A 21,034-nucleotide genomic window follows, 5' to 3' on the forward strand; every position below is an offset into this window, starting at 1 on the left:
AGTTTTTTAAGCTAAAAAGTCTTAATTTCTTAATGTTAAAAATATACTCAATATTTAAACAGGTTCTCTTAAATTTTTATAGAAAATGCACAAAAGGTAAAAGAACCGATCAGTTACACGATTGAAAACTGTGTGAATGAATTCGATTTAGCGAAAGCAAAAAAAACAAATGTCGGTTATCAATATTGGTTTGGCGATAAAAATTTCACTGAAGAAAACACTTTGAAAATGAGTATTGTAGAACCCGGAAAATCTACTCACGCTCCACATCGTCATCCCGAAGAAGAATTTTTTTATATTTTGGAAGGAAAAGCTGCTTTTTATCTTGATGGTAAAACGAAAGTTGTTGGTGCAAACACAAGTTTGTATTGTCCGCCCAATTCCGAACATGGAATCAGCAATGCAGGAACAACAGATTTGAAATATTTGGTGATTAAAAAAGATTTGCGTTAACATTAATATTTAGCTAAAAGTTTCTCGCAGATTGAACAGATTTAGCATATTTTATTGATTGCAAAATCTGCGCAAATATTGAATTTTTATCAAAGATAAAATCCTTGTCTCTTAAAGTTTGAAGCTGTAAAAAAACATTTGCGTCTTTGTGCTTAACTAAAAATGAAATAAATCAAGGCTCATACACCAATCTGAAAAAAGAAGAATTACTTTCATCCTGGTGTGAAACAGGAATTCCCGTAACAATTCCTACGGCAAAATGGGAATCAAGCTTAATTTTCACCTGCGGACGAAGCGTAACCGACATTTTTCCGTGACTGATTTCCTTGTTGACTTCCATCCCGATAAAATGACCTGAATCTGGCAGAGAATACATCACCGAACTGTTGATTTCCCAATCAACCGGAGTTCCGTTCTCTCCCAATTCATGTTGGATTTTTGGATAGGTGTAAACCAAAGTGTGAATATTTGAACCCCATTTTTTCGCCGCCACAAAAAACGGACTGTACACCAAACCTGTAATAAATTTTCCCTTGCCGTAATTCTTAAAATCTGTAAATTCAACGACTTGTGTGTAACCTAAAGCCATCGAAGCCTGGGATTTTTCCGAAACAAAAAAAGTGTATTGTGCAGAAAATCGGATCCCGTCTAATCGATTTCCCGGAATTTGTTTTTCGGAAGAACCACTTTTCGGACTAAAAAAAGAAAAGTCAGTTTCCACTTCAAGACCTAATCTGTTAATGGGTGCAAATTCATATTCGGCTAAAAATCCGTTTTCCCTATAATTTTTTCCTCCTGAAAAATCTGCTCCCAGATTGAATTCTTTTTCGCCTTTTCTTGCTCCGAGATCTCTCACCAAATCCTGAAAAATAGGTTCAGCATGAGAAACTTTTACAGGTTTCGGCTGAGTTTGTGCCGATGCTGAAAAAAAGCCTAAAATATTGATGATTACAGTCAGTAAAATTCGTTTTGTTGTTTTCATACTACAAATCAACAATGCAAATCGGGAAAAATTTGGGAAGAAATCTGGAAAGAAACGGGAATTTTTTTCAAAGATAAAAGATAAAAGATAAGTTGGTAAATTTCATAAAGCATTTTTGCTCCGGAGGAGCAAAACCTTTGTAGAAAAGATAGTTATAGCGAAAAAAAGCGCTCCGTAGGAGTGCTACCTTTATTATTTTAACTGAAATATAAAGATGAAATGTTCGCTTAAAATCAATTTATTGATTATTATTTGCTCCTTAAATTTTAAGAGCCTGTTTAATTTATAATTTATTTTTACCATTAAGGAATTAAAACCTTTTAGCTTAAAAAACTTAATAAAAAACAATTTATTGATTCCTTAATCAGAATAAACTTAACTCACTAAAATTCTTAATGTTAAATTTAAGAATAAACAGAGTTTATTTTAATTTAGAAAATTAAGAAAAAGCTATAAAAAATTTATTGAATAAAATTTAAACAGGCTCTAAGAAGAAAATAAATCTTTGCGATAAAAAATATACAGCACTTAAAAATTCACCGAAAATTCATGCATTCCGTTTTTAAAATCATACGAAACCGAAAAATCATATAATTCTGCAATCGCTTTTACAATTGCTAGTCCCAATCCGCTTCCGGACTGATGCTCCTCAGATTTCTGAAATCTTGTGAAAATCTTATCCTTAACCAAAGATTGCGCACTTCCGGTATTTTTTATGGTTAAAGATTTGTCAGAAATCTCAACTTCCACTTGTCCGTTTTTAATATTATGAAAAATTGCATTCCGCAAAAGATTAGAAACAATGATATTAACTAAAGCCGAATCAGCATTCACAGAAAGTTGAGCATTGTTGAAGTAGGAGATTTTAACAGCTTTAAATTCTGCGATGTCCTGAAGATCAGAAATATTTTTAGCGACAATTTCATTTACAGAAATTTCTTTATTATCAAAAAACTGTTTGTTCTCAATTTTTGTAAGCAAAAGAAGAGATTTGTTAAGACGAACCAGCCTCTCAATAATTTCCATGATCTCGGCAATTTTTTCAGCCTGATTTTCGGTAAAATTTTCTTTTTCAATCAGCAATTCCAACTTACTGATAGCAATTGCCAAAGGTGTCTGAAGTTCGTGGGAAGCATTTCCGATAAATTCTTTCTGCTGCTCGTAGCTTTGCTCACTGTACTGTAGAAGTGTAGTTACAGCATCCTGCAAATCGCTGAATTCTTTGGTTTTGGTTTCCACTTTAGGAAAAGTTTTACTTATTCCCAAAYGATAATTTTTCAGCTCATGCAAAAGTTCGTAAAAAGGTTTCCAAAGTCTCTGTAATACGAGATTATTTAAAACTAAAATACTAAAAATCAACAAAACATATAATCCTGCGGCATCCCAAAGTAGTTCTTTTACAAGATCGTCTTCTTCAACCATGTTGTTGAAAATTTTCAACTCATAAAAATTTCCGTTCTGCTCAAAAACTGTGGTTAAAACCCGTACTGGTTCAAGTTCAGGAGCTTCATCATCAGCATCTTGCGCATAAATTTCGGTATCTTCGTAAGTGTCTTTAAAATTAAGCGCTTCTTTTTTACTGATCGGATTTACTGAGAAAAATCCTTCATCAAAGGTTTTCTGCTGTAGAATCGTCGGGTCTTTTTCAGCTTTAAAAACAATCTGCCGTTTGTAATTTTCCAGTTCTTCATCTACGCTGTCTTTAATTTCATCGAGCATGTTAAAATAAAAAATCACTGACCAAAAACTTACGATCAGTAAAAGGTAGCCCATCAGATGAAGAATAGATTTGTTGAGCAGCTTCATTTTTCAATTAATTTATAGCCGATTCCGTAGACTGCCTCGATCTCAATTTCGGCATTCGATTGCTGTAGTTTTTTCCTTAAATTTTTGATCTGATAATATATAAAATCAAAATTATCTGCCTGATCGATGTGATCGCCCCAAACATGTTCTGCCAAAGCTGTTTTTGTAACCAATCGTTTTTTATTGAGTAAGAAAAAGTGAAGAATATCAAACTCTTTCCGGTTCAGCGTAATATTTTCTCCGTCAACGGTAAAAGTTCTTTCCGTAAGATCCAGTTCAATATTGGCAAGTTCAATGCTGTTTTTTCCTTCCTGGTTTTTTCTGCGCAGAACAGCTTTTATTCTGGCGTTCAGTTCGGCATTATGAAAAGGTTTTGTTAAATAATCATCAGCTCCGAGTTCCAGTCCGGTCAATTTATCATCCAAAGAATCTTTTGCAGAAATAATGATGACATTTTCAGATTTTCCCATGTCTTTAAGCTGTTGAAGAAGTTGCAGACCATTTCCGCCGGGAAGCATGATATCCAGCAAAATACAGTCATAAGAATAAAGGGCAATTTTTTCACTGGCAGATTGATAGTTTTCTGCGGTCTCAATGAGAAACTGCTCCTGAATCAAAGAATCGTAAATCGATTTTAAAAGTTCTTTTTCGTCTTCTACAACAAGGATTTTCATACAACAAAAGTAGAAAATGATTCTGGAAAGAGTTGGGAATTTTGTTTTTAAACTATTCTAACAGTTTTCCTATATGAAAAATTTCAGAGTAAAGAGAAGAGATTCCAAAAACTAAATAGCTTTTATCATCAAATTCAGAATTAATTTCAAAAGTAATCTTTCTATTACCTTCCTTATCCTCTTCATTATTCAAAATTGCTCCATATTTCTTAAAATCCTTTAGGTAAAATGCTGGAACTGTATTTATGATAATTGTACTATCTACTTTTTTACCGTTAAAATAGATATCACCATGTAAATTTGGAGATAAAGTAATATTTGAAATAGTGTCTTTTTTGTATCCTATATAGATTTCAAATTCAGATGATGTAACATGTTTCCAAGCTCCATTGATTTCTCCTGAAATAGAAAAACGTTTTTTCTCTTTATTAATTTTGATTTTATACGGACTTATTTTTAATGCTCCTTTTTCCTCTGCTTCAGGGAAATCAATTTCTTGTCCATTTCTAGGATTTTTCATTGTCATTTTAACACTATTCTTTCGGTAATCTCTGTAACACGGAATTTTTTTATATGCTGTAGCAAACCATCCAAATTCATAGATGTTTTCATCAACTTTTGTATCAAGCAACTCTTGAAATGTTATAATCTGCTCTTGTGATTTTATATAATTGGGAACATTTATTATCAAAATAAGAAATGCTAAAGTCTTTAATTTCATTTTAGGTATTTTTTTAGTAATTATAGCAAGATAAGTTGATTTTTTATTACTTTATTTTTAACAAGAATGTTCCAATTTCTTCAAATTTTTGCGTTCCAATCAAAACTTTTTTCCCGTCACTTAAAATAACCTGAAGACCTTTATTTCCTTTTACATTATAAGCTTTTCCTATTCCGAAAAGACCTCGACGCATTCCCCAACCTCCATATTCTATTAAAGGCGAATATTTTCTTACATAAACTTTTTTAATATTTCTCCACGGATAATATCTGAATGTAATCTGAAACGGAAAAAATCGTACAGAAATTCCCTGTTCGTTAATTTTGGTTTCCAATCTGATTACAAGAAATAATGCGATCAACAGGATTGGAATAAAGAATGATAAGGTTAATTCAAATGTTGAAAAATATTGCCGGTTTTCAGCAAAATTATAAATAGTAAAAATCATCACTGAGAAAAGCAGTAACCAAAGCCACCATTGAGAAAATTTTTGACTTTCAGTAAATTCAGGTTTATTAATCATCGTTTTTTTAAGAAAATCTAATCTACAAAAATTGCTGTAAATAAAAATTGATTTTTCTATTTTAAGAAAGTTTTAAGGAGAATAATGATTTGTATTTTGTGATTTATTTTTACTTTTGATAAAATAACATATAAGGCGGAAGATTTAAGAATTAAGGATGCTGAAAATAATTACCTTACAATTCAATGGATTGACAATGATGGTGATGGAACAAATGATGAGCTTCTTTTTCAGGCAAAAATTGATGCTAAAAAGACAAATTCTTATACCATCATCGCAGACTCAAATATGCCAGTTCCTGAAAGCAAACTGACAACGTATTCAAGACTGGCTCCTGAAAGAGTAGACGATTATACTTGGGAAAACGATAAAATTGCGTTCAGAGTTTACGGTCCGAAAGGTCAGGCTGAAGCTTTAGCAGGAGTAAAAGGAAGCACACTTTCAAGCGGTGTTGATATTTGGTTGAAAAGAACTGAAAAATCTGTTATCAACGAATGGTACAAAGGTTATCTGACCGATCCGATGTATTATCACAAAGACACAAGAGGTGAAGGCTATGATCCTTATCACGTTGGAGACAGCCGTGGAACGGGAGGAATCGGAATCTGGAAAGATGAAAAACTGCAGGTTTCTAAAAATTTTATAAGTTCTAAAACAATTACAGAAGGTCCGTTGCGAACGGTTTTTGAACTAAATTATGCTCCGTGGAGCGAGTTTGGTGTGAAAGAAACCAAAAGAATCTCTCTTGATTTAGGCTCCAATTTTTCTAAGTTTGAATCAACTTTTGAAACAGAAAAGCCTGTCCCGAACTACACCGTCGGAATTACTTTACATAAAAACGAAGGCGAAAGCAAACTGAATGATAAGGCCGGATATTATCTTCACTGGGAAAAAATTGATGATGCTTTTGTTGGTGAAGGAATTGTAGTAGATCCTAAAATTGTACAAAAATCTATAGCTTTTAAATCTGAATCTCCGGATCAAAGCAATTTGCTGGTGGTAACAAAGCCTCAGAAAAAGCTGACGTATTATGCTGGTTTTGCGTGGCAGAAAAGCGGACAGATTCAAACACAGAAAGATTGGGAAAATATCTTGCAGAAGCAGGCGAAAATTGTTGCCAATCCTTTATTAATTACCGTTAAATAAGTTTTAATAATGATTAAATCTAAACTTTCAGTTGCCATATTCTGTCTGATATTTTCAGGAATTTCGGCGCAGGTAAAAGATACTTTAGCAGAAAAAATGATGGTTTACCAACTGCCGAACGGAGGTTGGGGAAAACATACAAGTGATAAGCAAAACGTAGATTACACCAAAAAAATAGATCCGAAACTTTTAAAAATAATCAAAGCGACAGGTAACGATTTTGCAACGATTGACAATAATGCAACTTCACGAGAAATCAATGGATTGATTAAAGCCTATCAAACGACTAAAAATCCAGCTTATCTGAAATCAGCAGAAAAAGGAATTGAATATTTGCTGTCGATGCAGTATGAAAACGGCGGGTTTCCTCAATATTTTCCAAACTCAGCGATTTACAGGAAGCAGGTAACGTATAACGACAATGCCATGATTAATGCATTGACGGTTTTGTACAACGTTGCCGAAGGAAAAGAAGGGTTTGATGCAGTAGATTCAAAATTAAAAGAAAAATCAAAAATTGCTGTTCAGAAAGGGCTTCAATGTATTTTGAAAACACAGGTTCTCCAAAACGGGAAATTGTCAATCTGGGCAGACCAATATGACGAAAATACCTTGAAACCTGAAAAAGCAAGAGCTTTTGAACCGATTTCGCTGGCTACTGGAGAATCCATCGGGATTTTAAGATTTCTGATGATGCAGCCTTTAACGCCTGAAATTGAAAAATCAATCAGAGCTGCTGTGAAATGGTTTGATGAAAGCCAAATCAAAGGCTACACTTACGCTGTTTCAAGAGAAAACGGAAAAGCTATCCGAACATTAAGTAAGAAAGATGGTTCGTCAGTTTGGGCAAGATTTTATGACATTCCGACCAATAAACCAATTTTTGGTGACCGTGACGGAAGTGTAAAATTCAATTATGAAGACGTTTCCGAAGAGCGCAGAATGGGCTACAGTTGGTACAATGAAGGCGGGACGAAGTTAATAGAAAGTGATTTCCCGAAGTGGCTGAAAAAAAATAAAATTTCTCAATAAAATAAAAATCCTGATGTTTTTTAATCAGGATTTTTTATTGTCATTGCGAGGAGCGTAGCGACGAAGCAATCTCATTTAACTCTTATAATTCCCACAGATTACACAGATTTACACAGATTTTTTAGATAATTACTAACAAAAGTTTCGTGCATTCGTGGCTAATAAGTTAATCGATTTTCAATAATAAAAATATTATGCGCAATAATCCGTGATAATTCGTGCAACCTGTGGGAAAAATCATTTCACTTCAAAAGTATAAACTCCCCCTTTTTTAGTATCAAAATCAAAAACCTGAGTTTCCGGAACAGCAAAACCTTTCATTTCAGCTTTCTCCGATTTTAAAGGTGTTTTAATTTTATTAACCTGATAATATTCATTTGAATTTTCACCTTTTGCTGAGGTTAAAACTGTTTTAGATTTTAAATTTAAATCTTTCGCCACTCTGATTCTCGCATTTCCGCCTAAAGCAGATTTAACCACTAATTTTGTAAGTTTAGAATTTTTCCAGTCCATATCGATCTCAAAACCGCCTCTTGCTTTCAATCCTTTCACAGAGCCATTTGGCAAAGCATCAGGAAGTGCAGGTAAAAGGTAAAGACAGCCGTCATAACTTTGCAGCAACATTTCTGCAATTCCCGAAGTACAGCCAAAATTTCCATCAATCTGAAACGGCGGATGCGCATCCAGAAGATTCGGGTACGTTCCTCCCGACTGACCTTTGGTTTCCATCGGAGCAGGCGTTAATTGGTCTGAAATTAATTTAAAAGCACGGTTTCCATCCAATAATCTTGCCCACCAGTTTACTTTCCAGCCCATCGACCAGCCTGTAGATTTGTCGCCTCTGTAAATCATAGAGTTTTTTGCAGCTTCCGTTAAATCAGGATTTCTGAACGGTGAAATCTGGCCCGAAGGAAACAATCCGTACAAATGCGAAATATGCCTGTGTTTATCGTTAGTTCGATCCATATCTTTCAGCCATTCCTGTAATTGGGCGTGTTGCCCGATCTGCATTGGAGGAAGTTTTAATAAAGCCGTTTTTATTTCGTCAGAAAGATTTTTATCTTCGTTTAAAATTTTTGAAGCATTTATAAAATTATTAAAAACATCAAAAACCAGCTGATTATCCATCGTCGTTCCGGCGGTAATTCCTACACTTTTCTGATAGGTGTTTTCCGGCGACATTGAAGGCGAAACGACCAGATATTTTCCTGAGGAATCTTTTTGAAGAACATCCAGATAAAACAAGGCGCAACCTTTTAAAGCTTCATAGTTTTTCTTTAAAAATTCTTTATCTCCATTGTACAAATAATGGTTCCAAACGTGTTGGGTTAACCACGCTCCACCCATTGGCCACATTCCGTAAAAACCGCCGTCAACAACTCCTGTAATTCGCCACAAATCGGTGTTATGATGCATATTCCAGCCTCTTGCTTTATACATTTCTTTGGCAGATTCCTGTCCGGTTACAGACAAATCCTGAATCATATCAAACAAAGGCTCATGCATTTCGCTGAGGTTGGTGTTTTCCGCAGGCCAATAATTCATTTCGGTATTAATGTTGACCGTATATTTACTGTCCCAGGAAGGATTTAACTGATAATTCCAGATTCCCTGAAGGTTTGCAGGCTGTGTTCCCTGTTGTGAAGAAGAAATCAAAAGATAACGCCCAAACTGGAAATACAAAGCCACCAAATCGGGGTCGCTTGAAGTTCCAAATTCTTTGATTCTTACATCAGTTGTTTTATTTGCCTGTTCGGTTGTTCCAAAATCCAGATTGACACGTTTAAAATATTTCTGATATTTTTCGACATGCGCTTTCAGTTCATCATTATATTTTTTGCTTAAAGCTTTATTTAAATATTCAGAAACTCTCGCATCGGGATTTCCTGAAAGGTCGTTGTATTTTTTAAAATTGGTCGCAATGGAAACATAAATTACGACTTCATCTGCTCCGGAAATGTCAAGTTTATCTTTTGATGAGGTTAATTTTCCGCCTTTTAAAACAGGAATTGCAATGGTTTTAAATTTAATTTTCCCGATTTTATTATCTGCAGAGCCGCTCGTTCCGTTAATAACCAATTGATTCTTCTCAGTAAAAATAGAATGGATTTTTTGTGGTGTGGAAGCATTAACTGAAAAATTCAAACTTCCTTTTTTGTTTGAAGATAATTTAATCATAATCACATTATCTGCAAAAGATGAGAAAATTTCACGCTTGAAAGTCACACCTTTTACTTCGTAAGAAACTGTGCTTACCGCTTTTTCAATATCTAAATTCCGATTGTAATTCTTAAAATTTTCGTGACCTTTAAAATCTAAAAACAAATCACCCATCGTCTGATAAGGCATTCCGTAGTTCAAATCTTTCGGAGCCTGTCTCGGATAGGTTCTGTTGGATAGATTTTGCGCTTCCTCAAATTTATTTTCATTTAAAAGTCTTCTGATTTTCTGAATGCTGTCAAATGTATTTTTCGGGATATTATTTCCCGGTTCACCTGCCCAAATCGTTTCTTCATTCAGCTGAAGATGTTCCTGAGAAGGTCCGCCAAAAACCATGGCTCCCAATCTTCCGTTTCCGATAGGAAGCGCTTCGTTCCAGTTTTCTGCGGGTTTATTGTAGATTAATTTTAAATTCTGCTGAGCGTATGCCGAAACAGAAATAACCGTTCCGCAGGTCAGTAAAAAGATTTTATGTTGAAAAGTTTTTAGCATTTTTACTTTTATTGAATTGGTTTATTTGATAATTTTTTTTAACGCAAAGATTTTTCTTTGATATTTATTATTTTAAGGAGCAAAGGATAATCAATAAATTGATTTTAAGCTGATGTATATTTCAATTTTAATTAAGAAGAAAATAATTTATCTAAAATAATTTTAAGCTTCATCAGCGACCTGTCGCAATCTTTGCTCCTTAAATTCAAAGTATTTAAAATAAATCTTTGCGTTTAAAATTGCTCATTACCCATTACTTATTACCCATATTCCCAAGCCAGTCTGCACAAATTTTTTTCCAGTTATCCGTCAGTTCCGTTTTGTTGGAAATTCCGATACTGTGTTCACCTTTAGGAAAAATAAACAGTGCACCTTTTACTTTATTTTTAATCATCGATTCGTAATACAAAACACTGTTGATGACAGGAACAGCATTGTCGTTTTGCGCATGAAATAAAATCGTTGGCGGCGTTTTTTCTGTCACCCGATTCTGCATAGAATATTCTTTGATTTTTTGTGTTGGAGCATTTTCTCCCAATAAATTATCACGGCTTCCTTTGTGCGCAAACTCGCCCAAATCAATGACCGGAGAAACTAAAATCGCAAAATTCGGTATTGTAGAAACTGTTTGCCAGTCGCCTTTTAATTCTGTATAATCTGTAGAAATATTACTTACCATTGCCGCTAAATGCCCTCCTGCAGAAGTTCCCAGAACTCCGATTTGGTCTGGAGAAATTCCATATTGAGCCGCATTTTTTCTGATTAATTTTATCGCAGCCTGAATATCCTGTAACGGACCGAGTTCTCTTTGCTTTAAATCCGGAGAAGTAGGTAAACGATAATTTAAAACAAAAGCTGAAATTCCCAATGTGTTGAGCCATTTTGCATAAGAATATCCGCCCAAATCGTAGGTTAAATGTCTGTAACCGCCGCCAGGAATTACAATTACTGCCATCGATTTTCGCTCTTCTTTAGCAGGAAGAAATGCAAACAATTCAGCTTCCTGAATCTGAGTAATTCGCCCTTCTTTTTCTTCAATGATATTTAATTTTAAACCTTTAGAATTGGGCATTTCTCCCTTTTGCCAAACGGAAAATTTCTGTTGAGCTGAAATTTGAATTCCGAAAAAAATGATGAAAATTAAAATGAACTTTTTCATTTGATTTAACAATTTGGTTGCTGTTGTTTTGATTAATCGCAAAGGCGCAATTTTTTTATTTTGATACTGTTTTTAAGGCACAAAACACTTCGACAGGCTCAGCGTGACAACATATATTTAAAGCATTTTAAAATCACCCATTACCAATTACTTATTACTAATAGTTTCAAGCCAGTCTGCACAAAGATTTTTCCAGTTTTCGCTCAGTGCATTTTTATCGGTAACAAAAAAACGGTGACCGCCTTTAGGGAAAATAAATAATGAACCTTTTACTTTATTTTTTGTCATCGCCTTGTAATATAAAATGCTGTTCATCGGCGGAACTGCGGTGTCATCCTGATTATGAAACAAAATTGTAGGCGGTGTTTTTTCAGTCACCCGATTTTGCATGGAATATTCTGCGATTTTTTCTGCTGAAGCATTTTCTCCAAGCAAACTGTCACGACTTCCTTTGTGGGCAAATTCACCAAAATCAATCACCGGACAAAATAAAACTGCAAAATCCGGAATCGTAGAAATGTTTTCCCAATCACCTTTTAATCCTGTATAATCTGTGGTAATGTTGCTTACGCTTGTTGCTAAATGTCCGCCCGCAGAAGTTCCGACAACACCGACCAGATTTGGAGAAATCTTCCATTGCTGAGCATTTTTCCTGATGTATTTAATAGAAGCCTGAATATCCTGCAACGGAGCAATTTCCCTTTGAATTAAATCGGTTGAAGTCGGTAATCTGTAATTTAAAACGAATGCAGAAATTCCCTGCGTGTTCATCCATTTAGCAATCTGAAAAGCGCCTTCATCATAAGTTAATTTTGAATATCCACCGCCGGGAATAATGATGACCGACATTTGCTTTCTTTCTTTTATTGGCGGAAGAAAAGCGAAAAGTTCAGGCTCTTTCAGTGTTGCAAGAATTTTCTTTTTCTTGGTTTTTGAAGCTAATATTTTTGAATTAGGCATTTCACCTTTTGGCCAGAACATGAGTTTTTCCTGTGCTGAAAATTGACTGAAAAAGAAAATGATGAGTAAAAAAAATACTTTTTTCATTGGTATTAATTATAAACCTTCAAGGTTTGATTTCGCAAATTTTAATCTTTCAAAAAATCTTCTCTGAAAGGCGTAAAAGCATCAATCAGTTTTCCCGATTCCAGACATTTTACCCCATGGAAAATATTGGGCTGAGCAAAAAATCCGTCACCTTGCTGCAAAATTTTAATTTCTCTATCAACCGTTACTTCAAATTTTCCTTCCGCAACGTACGTAATTTGTGAATGAAAATGCTGATGCAAAGCTCCAATGGCATCTTTTTCAAACTTGACGATGACCATCATCACCTGAGAATTGTACCCTACAAATTGTCTGGAAACACCGTCTCCTAAATTTTCCCACTCGGAATTGCCGTCGAAAAATGCTTCTTTTTTGAAATTCATTTTATATTTTTTTTTACTAATTTTTTGTGCGTATTGTCATTCTGAATGAAACGAAGTGTAGTGAAGAATCTCCTTTAATTATTTAGAATCATATCTATTTTGTTGAGATTCTTCCTTCGTCAGAATGACAAACTGACTTTTGATTTTTTTTCGCAGATTTTACAGATTGTGTAGATTTTTCAACTATTAATCTGTGAAAACTGTGTCATCTGTGGATAAATTATTTAATATATTTTTCTAAACCTGTTTTCAGGGTTTTCAAAGATTTTGTAGCTAATTTTGCCACAGTTTCTGCACCTAATTTTGATAAATGCGTATTATCTGCTTTGTCTTTTTCGTAATAAGCATTTTCGCCAGCTTTAAAGTGAAGATGCAACAATTTTGATTTTTCAGGACCTGCGGAAATTTCCATTTGCTCTGTAAGCAACTGCATATCTACAAAAGCGACTTTCATGTCGTCGGCAACCATTCTTACAACCAAGGGATATTCTTTGTGGGTGTCAATCAAAACACCATGTTCATTAAAATTTCTTCGGGTAATAGAAGTCATTAAAATGGGTGTTGCACCTTTTGCTCGGGTTTCATTTACATATCTTTCCAGATTAGCTCTGTACTGAGTATAAGGATTTGTAAATTTTGTAGAATCTTTAAACTTCTGGTCATTATGACCAAACTGAATGATGACAAAATCACCTTTTTTCAATTGTTTTTCAACTTTATCCCATCTTCCTTCTGTTCTGAAACTTTTTGAGCTTCTTCCGTTCATTGCATGGTTCTGAATTTCAATTCCATTGGTCATAAACTGTCCTAAAACCTGTCCCMATCCGTGTTCAGGATTTTTGTCGGGATTGTCTTTGTTTGACATTGTAGAATCGCCAATCAGAAATAAGGTTGGTTTTTTCTGAGCTAAAACCATTGTTGAAATTACAACGCTTAGAATTAAAAGTATTTTTTTCATTTTTAAAATTGTTTTAATTAATGTTCTTTTGTCTTAAAACAAAAGAACCAAAAGTTCAAGACTTGGAAACTTCCGCTAAAAATTAATTCTGTTCTCTAAAAATTCTAAACTTGCGCGAATTTGATATTAGTCATTTGATTTAAAACTTCCGTCGCGCTTCAAACAATAGAATTTTTTTAACGTTCACAGATTTAATTTTCTTTACGCTCCATTTTCCTATGTCATTTATTGCAGTAGCAATTAATTACTCATTACCAATTACTTATTACTCATGATTGGGTTCCAGTCTCCAAAAATATTTTTGATGGTATATTTTTTCATTTCTTTTTTTGTCAACTGATGTGACCACGCTACACGGTTTTCAGTTTTTCCCCCTTCGCCTTTGCTTCCAAATTCTGCGTAATATGCGGTTTTATCTTTGTCGGGAAACATTTTATCACCTTTCCAGGGATTCCAGCCTTCGGGGACGATGTGATTTCCCATTTCGGTATTGATGAAAACTGTTTTTGCATACGGCCGCCAAGGTCTTCCTAAAAATACTTTGTTGATGCCTTCTTTTGCAATTAATTTACAATCAAAAAAAATATATCCAAACTCTTTACTTTGTTCTGTAGAAGCTGCTGTAATGTAAGAATTGGCTAAACTTTTAATCGTACAGTTTTTAAAAACAACCGTTGCCGAACCAAATAAAAAGTCAGTTGTTCCTTCAATATAAGAGTTTTCGTAAAATTGCCTGCTGTGATTTCCACCTGTGTAAACGGTATCCTGACAACCTAAAATTTTAGAATTTTTTATGCTGAAACGGTCACCTTCCACATGAAGCGCAACCGCTTGTCCCTGATTGCATGAGCTGTTTTGAATGGTTAAGTCTAAAATTTTAACGTCATCTGACATGACCAAAAGTGTGTACGAATTGAAAGTCGTCATTTTCTCATTAAGCGCATCCATTTTACCTGAATAATCATCGTTGGTAATGATTGTATTTTCCTTGCTTTCGCCTTGTAAAGTGATTTTATGTTTTGAAGAAGGAATCACGATTTTCTCGTGGTATGTTCCTGCTTTTATTTTTACTAAAGCTTCTCCCGGTCCGAAATCTCTGATTGATGTTATGGCTTTCTGAATGGAAGTAAATTGTCCGCTACCATCTTGTGCAACGGTTACGGTAATGTATGGATTTTGTGCCAATATGAAATTGGTTGCAGAAATAAGAAATATTAAAAATAGTTTTTTCATAAATAATTTTTATGATTGATTCTGAAATTTTACCACGCAAAGTTCAATTAAAATCTTTAAAAATTTAAGTGAGCAAAGATTGCGAGCAAGTCGCTTAAGCTTGAAATATTACAAGAGCTTCATCAAATCAATTTATTGATTCATCTTTGCACACTTAAATTATTTAATTATAGAAATAAATCTTTGCGTTTTAATTTTGCCTAAACTTAAACCTAAACCTTACTTCAGCGTTTTATCCAAAAAATCCAAAGTCAAATTCAAAGTTTCTGTAAACCATGGTTCAGCAGACCAAAATGAATGCGGCGTATCTTTTATTTCGTGAAATTCTGTGAAAGTTCCATAGCTTTTCAGTTTTTTCATCATATCGTCCCGTCCTGCATGAAAACGAGGCTGAGAAGAGTTGATGAATAGAGTAGGAGGTGTTTTTTTATCAACAAATTCCAACGGAGAAGCTTCGGTCCAGTTTTTTAAATTCGTATTTCTGTCTCCGTCTAACCAAAAAGCGGCGTAAGTGCTTTCTTCGGCTTCAGGATGAATAAACGATACGATTCCGTCTACATTCACGATTGCTTTGATTTTTCCTTTAGATTTTACACCGATCAAAGTTGCGATTTGTGCCCCTGCAGATTCTCCTAAAACTGCAATTTTTTTTGTGTTTAAAAAATACTTTTTTTTGTTTTTCTTTAAAAATTTGATAGCATTTTCTACATCATCAATTGCGGCAGGATATTTTGCCACTTCACTTAAACGGTAACCAACCGCAATCGCTACATAACCTTTTGAAGCCAGTTCCTGAGCCATGTATTTTTCATTTTCCTTGCTTCCGGAAATCCAGCCGCCACCGTGAACCATTGCGATTACAGGATACTTTTTGGATTGGTCTTTTGGATAATAAATATCTGCTTTTAGTGATAATCCGTTCACGTTGGCATATTCCACATCTTTATCGATCCCGATGTTTGCCGGAACAGGTCTGTTCAACGGAGTGATAAACGGATGTTTCTTTTTCAGTTTTTCATAGGTTGCTTCGTTTGTGTAAGGAGTAGCATTCGGCTTTGTCTGACCGAATGCTTTTGCTCCTACAAAAAAAACAAAAAGAAAATATAGTTTGTAAAAACTCATTTTTTAATTTTTTATTAACCGCAAAAGTCACAAAAGATTTTTGCAATTTTAAAGTTTAAAACTTTGAAAATATTTAGTTCAAAAAAGTATGCGTTTTATTTTAGCCGCAATTTTTTTGACACATTAGTAACCTTTAAGTTTAAATGTTTGAAAATATTTAGATCACATCAGTTGAAAAATTAAAATTTTTCCTGTGCCTGCAAATCTTTAATTTAATGTTATCAATCTTGATAGGATTGCATCCTATCCTTTAGAAAACCGTCCCTTTGGGACTTTAACTTTCAAACTTAAAAGTTCTTTTGAGTTCGAATCTCTAATCTCGAAACCCGGATCACGAATCTCAAAACATCAAATCTCAAATTACTTCACTGCATTTTTTTGCAATCTCTTTTGAAATGCTTAATTGCTCACCTTTTATATCTTTTGGAAGTTTTATGGCTGTTGTTTTTGCTCCCAAAACTTTGATGGTTGGTTTTTGCTTTGATTCAAGTTTCAGTGTTGAAAGGTCTATATTTTTACTGTTTAAAATCGTCGTTCCTGTTCCTTCTTTGTAATTTAATTTTACATTTTTAAGCTGAATTCCGTCTGCATCTACGATGGTTAACCCTTTTTTAGTATCAAACTGAGAATCTTCAATCACAATATTTTTAAGATTCATTTCAGCTAAACCGAAAAGTGTGATCGCTTCATCAGAATTGGTTGCCGTGATATTTTTAAAGTAAATATTTCTGAAAACCGGAGTTTCTTCAGTTACAGGATATACTTTTTCCGGAGCTTTGTTTTCTTCCGCTTTTTGTCCGTCTTCCAAAACCGGAGAAGCTCCTTCGTAGAACATATTGAAACCAATCGTCTGCGTAGGAATGTTGATCATATCGATATTTTTGATGTAAATATTCTCCACAACACCACCTCTTCCACGGGTTGTTTTGAAACGAAGACCGATATCTGTTCCAATGAAAGTACAGTCAGAAACATGCATATTTCTTGCTCCACCAGACATTTCGCTTCCGATGACGAAACCTCCGTGACCGTGATAAACAACGTTATTTTTAATGATTACATTTTCCGTCGGCATTCCTCTTTTTCTTCCGTCTTCATTTTTTCCAGATTTAATACAGATGGCATCATCTCCAACATCAAACGTATTGTCGTAAATCAAAACGTTTTTACAAGATTCCAAATCTACACCGTCACCGTTTTGAGAATACCATGGATTTCTAACCGTAAGATTTCTTAGAATTAAATTGGAAGTCATTAATGGATGAAGATTCCAAGCCGGAGAATTCTGGAAAGTTGGTCCGTCCAAAAGGACCTGGTCGCAACCCACAATACTTACCATTACCGGACGAAGGAAATCTTTCACAGATTCCAGTTCGGATTTGTCGATTTTATCAGGAACATTAAAGCTTGAGCTGCCCTCAAATCCTTTTTTATAACTTTCTGATGGATACCATGTTTTTCCGTCTTTAGAAACAATTCCGCCAGATGCCACGAATTTTTTCCATTCCACTTCAGATAGTTTTGATTTTTTAACGGCTCTCCATGCATCACCACTTCCATCGATCACCCCTTTTCCTGTAATGGCAATATTTTTAGCATTTCTTGCAGAAATAGGAGATTGACAGCGAATCGTATTTAAACCTTCAAAACTTACGTCTACCAAAGGATAATCGCTTTTGTCTGTACTGAAAATAATCATAGAACCTTCTTCTACATGAAGATTGATATTGCTTTGTAAAACGATGGGTCCGGTAAGCCACATTCCTCTTGGAACCACCAATTTACCACCACCTTTCTTTACCAAAGCATCGATTGCCTTTCTGAAAGCTTCTGTATTTTTGGTTTTTCCGTCTGCAATCCCGCCGAAATCTTTGATGGAAACTGTATTTGCTGCGAAAGAAGTTTCAACAACTTTCGGCATATTAAATTCAATTCCTTTGTAAATATCTGTATTCTGAGCGTAGAACTGTCCTGAAAATAGCATTGCTGCAACAAGACCTACGATTTTAAATGACTTCTTCATATAATTGTATCCTATTTTTCTTATTTAAATTTTATCAGGCTTTGCTGCCATCAAAGTTGTTGTGTGATTGGTAAGCTGACAACAGCAAAGAACTGAATAAAAAGAAACGATGTAAAATTTTTTGTTGTTTTAATCTCCCACAGATTTCACAGATTTTCACAGATTTTTTGAAACTGAATTCATTGTGCAATCATCTGCGAAAGTTTATGCTATCTGTGTGAATGTTTTAATTTTTAGTTATTCTGAAATATTCAAAATCTGCAYAACCACCACGTTTTGCTTCCGGTGTACTTACGCTGTATAAACCGACTTTAGCACCAATCCATTTTCCTGATTTTGCCTGAAATGGTTCGCCAACTTTGATAAAGTTTTTTCCGTTTTCGCTATAACTGAATGTACAAATTCCGTTTGGTTCGTTTACATTTACTTTAAAATAAGCTTCGTTTGATTTTAATTTTGATTCAAATAAAACTTTTTCGGCACCACCTTTTTCAATTTTCTCAGCTTTTCTCAACTGAACATAATATCCATCAGGCTTATTGGTGATGACAAGCGATGCGTGATCCATTCCCATAACCAAAAGTCCGGCAACTTTCCCTTCTTTGGCTTCTTCAGGAATTAATTTCACTTTTGTTGAAGCTGCGAAAGTTGGAGCAGGAAATTTTTGAGTTAAAAGATTCGGAACATTCCAAAGGTTTTTGTCTCCATCAGGAGTTTTCATTGAGAATAATCTTAAAAACTTTTGCCCCGGAAGTTTTGAAGACCAAACGATGTTTTCGTTAGCGCTCCATTGCCATTGCAATCCTAATTTTTCACCATCAAATTCATCAGTTTCCGGCGGAGTAACGATCGGATAATTTTTCCCGACATTCGGTTTTTTATACGTTAAAACAGGTTCGCCGATTCCATTTTTATCATTATCGATTCCCATTACAGGCCAGTCTTTTTCCCATTTCATCGGTTGAAGATGCACGATTCTTCCACCTGCATCAACATCCTGAAAATGGTAGAACCAGTCTTCACCTGAAGGCGTATCTACCCAAGCTCCTTGATGTGGACCGTTTATTTTTGTTTTTCCCTGCTCAAGAACAATTTTTTCTTCGTAAGGACCGTAAATATTTTTTGATCTTAAAACCAATTGCCATCCTGTAGCAACGCCTCCTGCAGGAGCAAAAACATAATAATAACCGTTTCTTTTGTACATTTTTGGTCCTTCAACGGTTGGATGAGCATCGTGTCCGTCAAAAATATGAACGCCTTTATCTAAAACTTTTGTTCCTTCAGCATTCATTTTATTAATGGTAAGCAAACTTTTTACTCCGGCTCGACTTCCTGCCCAACCGTGAACTAAATAAGCGTTTCCGTCTTCGTCCCAGAACGGACAAGAATCGATCAGACCTTTTCCTTCCATTACCAAAACCGGCTCTTCCCATTTTCCAAGCGGATCTTTGGTTTTCACCATGTAAATTCCAAAATCGGGATCGCCCCAATAAATGTAAAATTCCCCTTTATGAAAACGGATTGCAGGAGCCCAAACTCCATCTCCTCTTTTGGGGGTACTGAAATTTTTTGCAGGTAAAACATCAATGAGAGCGTGATTTACCAATTTCCAATTAACCATATCTTTTGAGTGAAGAATCGGTAAACCGGGAGCTTCGTTAAAGCTTGAAGCCGTCATATAATAATCATCACCAACACGAATGGCATCTGGATCTGAGTAATCTGCATATAAAATCGGGTTTTTATAATTTTTTCCCTGATCAGAAATCCAGACTTCTGAAACGTAAGGCTTTTCCTGTGCATTCAAAAAACTTGATGCAATGGAAAATGTGGTGATTGAAAGTATATTTAAAATTTTGTTTGTCATAAAATCAGATTTTTGATCTGGTAAAATTTAAAACGCAAAGTGCGCTAAGATTTTTTAAAACTTATTAGATATTTTTCGTTCGCAATGGCGCTCTGCTCAGCAAAGGTTTTATATTTTAAATCAACTTTAAATTTTAACCATTAAGATTTATTAAGCAGTTTAGTATTATTAAGATGAGCTCCGCTTTAAGCAAATAGCTTGATAAAATCTTAGATTTTAACCTTAAAAAATCTTAACCCTTTAACTATCTTAATGTTTCAAATTCCTATTTTTCAAATTCTAAGCTTGCCAAAATGAAAGGTCCTGTTCCTTTTCCGTCGTTTGAACGGATCTGCTCATTTACGTAATATTCATAAGAACCATCTCTGTAAGGTTTTCCTCCAAGACCGGCAACAGCACAACATTTATTTAAATTAACAACACCATTTTCGTCTACTGTAATCAAATTTTTGATGATTCCGTCGTAACCTTTTTTAGCTGCAGCTTTATAAGATTTTGGTAAGTATCCTTTATTCACCGATTTAATCATCGTATACACAAACATTGCTGAAGCCGTTGCTTCTTCATAATTTCCGTTTGCCAATGGCTTATCTAAAACCTGATACCAAAGTCCGGATTTTTTGTCCTGATATTTAATAACAGCGTCAGAATATGATTTAATATAAGAAATCAGTCTAACTCTTCCCGGATGATTTTCCGGCAAATAATCTAAAACATCTACCATTGCCATTCCGTACCAACCCATTGCTCTTCCCCAGAAATTCGGAGAAAGTCCGGTTTCTTTATCTGCCCAAGCCTGCTCTTTGCTTTCATCCCAAGCGTGATACAGCAAACCTGTTTTTTTGTCTAAAAGATTTTTCTGAACCGAATCAAACTGGAAAACGATATCATCATATGCTTTCTGAGCATCTGCACCTTTTACAAAATCTTTTGTATAATGCGTGTAGAAAGGCATTCCCATGTACAAACCGTCTAACCAAACCTGATAAGGATAGATTTTTTTATGCCAGAAAGAGCCTTCATTTGTTCTCGGTTGCCCGTCGATTTGTAAACGTAAAGTCTGAAGCGCTTTAAGGTATTTTTCTTTTTTCTCTTTTTCGTAAAGATAAAGCAATACGTTTCCACTATTCAACATATCAATGTTGTATTTATCTAAATCGTAAGTAAGAATTTTACCATCTTCTGTAATGAGC

18 protein-coding genes are annotated in these 21,034 nt (G+C 34.7%); 3 read left to right on the plus strand and 15 right to left on the minus strand.

Going from position 1 to position 21,034, the window contains the following annotated elements; genetic code table 11:
• The first annotated feature begins 132 nt into the window (after positions 1 to 132).
• On the plus strand, positions 133 to 453 hold the full coding sequence (locus AB4Y90_RS04780; RefSeq protein WP_441556301.1) for a cupin domain-containing protein: 321 nt from the start codon (positions 133 to 135) through the stop codon (positions 451 to 453).
• A gap of 172 nt (positions 454 to 625) precedes the next feature.
• On the opposite strand, the gene AB4Y90_RS04785 is transcribed toward AB4Y90_RS04780, so the two are convergent.
• From AB4Y90_RS04785 to AB4Y90_RS04805, 5 genes are all read right to left on the minus strand, one after another.
• Positions 626 to 1,435: an HAEPLYID family protein gene (locus tag AB4Y90_RS04785; protein WP_441556302.1), complete on the minus strand. Its 810-nt coding sequence runs from the start codon at positions 1,433 to 1,435 to the stop codon at positions 626 to 628.
• A 528-nt stretch (positions 1,436 to 1,963) separates the two neighbouring features.
• Positions 1,964 to 3,241, minus strand: coding sequence for a sensor histidine kinase (locus AB4Y90_RS04790; RefSeq protein WP_441556304.1), 1,278 nt, complete (start codon positions 3,239 to 3,241; stop codon positions 1,964 to 1,966).
• Entirely contained in the window at positions 3,238 to 3,915 is a 678-nt protein-coding gene (locus AB4Y90_RS04795) for a response regulator transcription factor (protein WP_441556306.1), read from the minus strand. Before AB4Y90_RS04795 ends, AB4Y90_RS04790 begins: the two co-directional genes overlap by 4 nt.
• Positions 3,916 to 3,967: 52 nt before the next feature.
• Positions 3,968 to 4,636 (minus strand): hypothetical protein, encoded by a 669-nt coding sequence (locus AB4Y90_RS04800; protein ID WP_441556307.1) that lies wholly within the window; start codon positions 4,634 to 4,636, stop codon positions 3,968 to 3,970.
• 46 nt (positions 4,637 to 4,682) lie between these two features.
• Positions 4,683 to 5,159 carry a hypothetical protein gene (locus tag AB4Y90_RS04805; protein WP_441556309.1) on the minus strand — a complete coding sequence of 159 codons (477 nt, stop codon included), beginning with the start codon at positions 5,157 to 5,159 and terminating at the stop codon, positions 4,683 to 4,685.
• Positions 5,160 to 5,282: 123 nt separating this feature from the next.
• Here AB4Y90_RS04805 and AB4Y90_RS04810 point away from each other — a divergent pair, with 123 nt between their 5' ends.
• Both AB4Y90_RS04810 and pelA read left to right on the plus strand, forming a co-directional pair.
• Positions 5,283 to 6,305 (plus strand): DUF4861 family protein, encoded by a 1,023-nt coding sequence (locus AB4Y90_RS04810; RefSeq protein WP_441556330.1) that lies wholly within the window; start codon positions 5,283 to 5,285, stop codon positions 6,303 to 6,305.
• Positions 6,306 to 6,314: 9 nt separating this feature from the next.
• A complete protein-coding gene (pelA, locus tag AB4Y90_RS04815; protein ID WP_441556311.1) occupies positions 6,315 to 7,337 on the plus strand; it encodes a pectate lyase in 1,023 nt (340 codons plus the stop codon).
• A gap of 237 nt (positions 7,338 to 7,574) precedes the next feature.
• On the opposite strand, the gene AB4Y90_RS04820 is transcribed toward pelA, so the two are convergent.
• The 10 genes from AB4Y90_RS04820 to AB4Y90_RS04865 all read right to left on the minus strand — a co-directional run.
• Positions 7,575 to 10,049, minus strand: coding sequence for a glycoside hydrolase family 95 protein (locus AB4Y90_RS04820; RefSeq protein WP_441556313.1), 2,475 nt, complete (start codon positions 10,047 to 10,049; stop codon positions 7,575 to 7,577).
• Positions 10,050 to 10,302: 253 nt separating this feature from the next.
• Entirely contained in the window at positions 10,303 to 11,208 is a 906-nt protein-coding gene (locus AB4Y90_RS04825; RefSeq protein ID WP_441556315.1) for an alpha/beta hydrolase, read from the minus strand.
• Positions 11,209 to 11,355: 147 nt separating this feature from the next.
• Positions 11,356 to 12,255 carry an alpha/beta hydrolase gene (locus tag AB4Y90_RS04830; RefSeq protein WP_441556316.1) on the minus strand — a complete coding sequence of 300 codons (900 nt, stop codon included), beginning with the start codon at positions 12,253 to 12,255 and terminating at the stop codon, positions 11,356 to 11,358.
• Between the two features lie 41 nt (positions 12,256 to 12,296).
• Positions 12,297 to 12,638, minus strand: a complete 342-nt coding sequence (locus tag AB4Y90_RS04835; RefSeq protein ID WP_441556318.1) for a cupin domain-containing protein — start codon at positions 12,636 to 12,638, stop codon at positions 12,297 to 12,299.
• Between the two features lie 220 nt (positions 12,639 to 12,858).
• Positions 12,859 to 13,596 (minus strand): rhamnogalacturonan acetylesterase, encoded by a 738-nt coding sequence (locus AB4Y90_RS04840; protein WP_441556320.1) that lies wholly within the window; start codon positions 13,594 to 13,596, stop codon positions 12,859 to 12,861.
• 258 nt (positions 13,597 to 13,854) lie between these two features.
• Positions 13,855 to 14,829 (minus strand): pectinesterase family protein, encoded by a 975-nt coding sequence (locus tag AB4Y90_RS04845; RefSeq protein ID WP_441556321.1) that lies wholly within the window; start codon positions 14,827 to 14,829, stop codon positions 13,855 to 13,857.
• 219 nt (positions 14,830 to 15,048) lie between these two features.
• Positions 15,049 to 15,951, minus strand: a complete 903-nt coding sequence (locus tag AB4Y90_RS04850) for an alpha/beta hydrolase (protein WP_441556323.1) — start codon at positions 15,949 to 15,951, stop codon at positions 15,049 to 15,051.
• Positions 15,952 to 16,306: 355 nt separating this feature from the next.
• A complete protein-coding gene (locus AB4Y90_RS04855) occupies positions 16,307 to 17,974 on the minus strand; it encodes a glycoside hydrolase family 28 protein (protein ID WP_441556325.1) in 1,668 nt (555 codons plus the stop codon).
• Between the two features lie 226 nt (positions 17,975 to 18,200).
• The gene (locus AB4Y90_RS04860; protein ID WP_441556327.1) at positions 18,201 to 19,841 is read right to left on the minus strand and encodes a glycoside hydrolase family 43 protein; all 1,641 of its coding nucleotides are present in this window, start codon (positions 19,839 to 19,841) and stop codon (positions 18,201 to 18,203) included.
• Between the two features lie 265 nt (positions 19,842 to 20,106).
• The coding region (locus tag AB4Y90_RS04865) for a glycoside hydrolase family 88/105 protein (protein WP_441556328.1) at positions 20,107 to 21,034 on the minus strand (928 nt) is incomplete at its 5' end.

The organism is Chryseobacterium sp. 2TAF14 (assembly GCF_052115105.1).
Taxonomy (GTDB): domain Bacteria; phylum Bacteroidota; class Bacteroidia; order Flavobacteriales; family Weeksellaceae; genus Chryseobacterium.

Excerpts from the sequence above, each read along its gene's own strand:
- AB4Y90_RS04785 (WP_441556302.1), bottom strand. The coding sequence starts at position 1,435 with ATGAAAACAACAAAACGAATTTTACTGACTGTAATCATCAATATTTTA.
- AB4Y90_RS04795 (WP_441556306.1), bottom strand. The coding sequence starts at position 3,915 with ATGAAAATCCTTGTTGTAGAAGACGAAAAAGAACTTTTAAAATCGATT.
- AB4Y90_RS04800 (WP_441556307.1), bottom strand. The coding sequence starts at position 4,636 with ATGAAATTAAAGACTTTAGCATTTCTTATTTTGATAATAAATGTTCCC.
- AB4Y90_RS04805 (WP_441556309.1), bottom strand. The coding sequence starts at position 5,159 with ATGATTAATAAACCTGAATTTACTGAAAGTCAAAAATTTTCTCAATGG.
- pelA (WP_441556311.1), top strand. The coding sequence starts at position 6,315 with ATGATTAAATCTAAACTTTCAGTTGCCATATTCTGTCTGATATTTTCA.
- AB4Y90_RS04820 (WP_441556313.1), bottom strand. The coding sequence starts at position 10,049 with ATGCTAAAAACTTTTCAACATAAAATCTTTTTACTGACCTGCGGAACG.
- AB4Y90_RS04825 (WP_441556315.1), bottom strand. The coding sequence starts at position 11,208 with ATGAAAAAGTTCATTTTAATTTTCATCATTTTTTTCGGAATTCAAATT.
- AB4Y90_RS04830 (WP_441556316.1), bottom strand. The coding sequence starts at position 12,255 with ATGAAAAAAGTATTTTTTTTACTCATCATTTTCTTTTTCAGTCAATTT.
- AB4Y90_RS04835 (WP_441556318.1), bottom strand. The coding sequence starts at position 12,638 with ATGAATTTCAAAAAAGAAGCATTTTTCGACGGCAATTCCGAGTGGGAA.
- AB4Y90_RS04845 (WP_441556321.1), bottom strand. The coding sequence starts at position 14,829 with ATGAAAAAACTATTTTTAATATTTCTTATTTCTGCAACCAATTTCATA.
- AB4Y90_RS04850 (WP_441556323.1), bottom strand. The coding sequence starts at position 15,951 with ATGAGTTTTTACAAACTATATTTTCTTTTTGTTTTTTTTGTAGGAGCA.
- AB4Y90_RS04855 (WP_441556325.1), bottom strand. The coding sequence starts at position 17,974 with ATGAAGAAGTCATTTAAAATCGTAGGTCTTGTTGCAGCAATGCTATTT.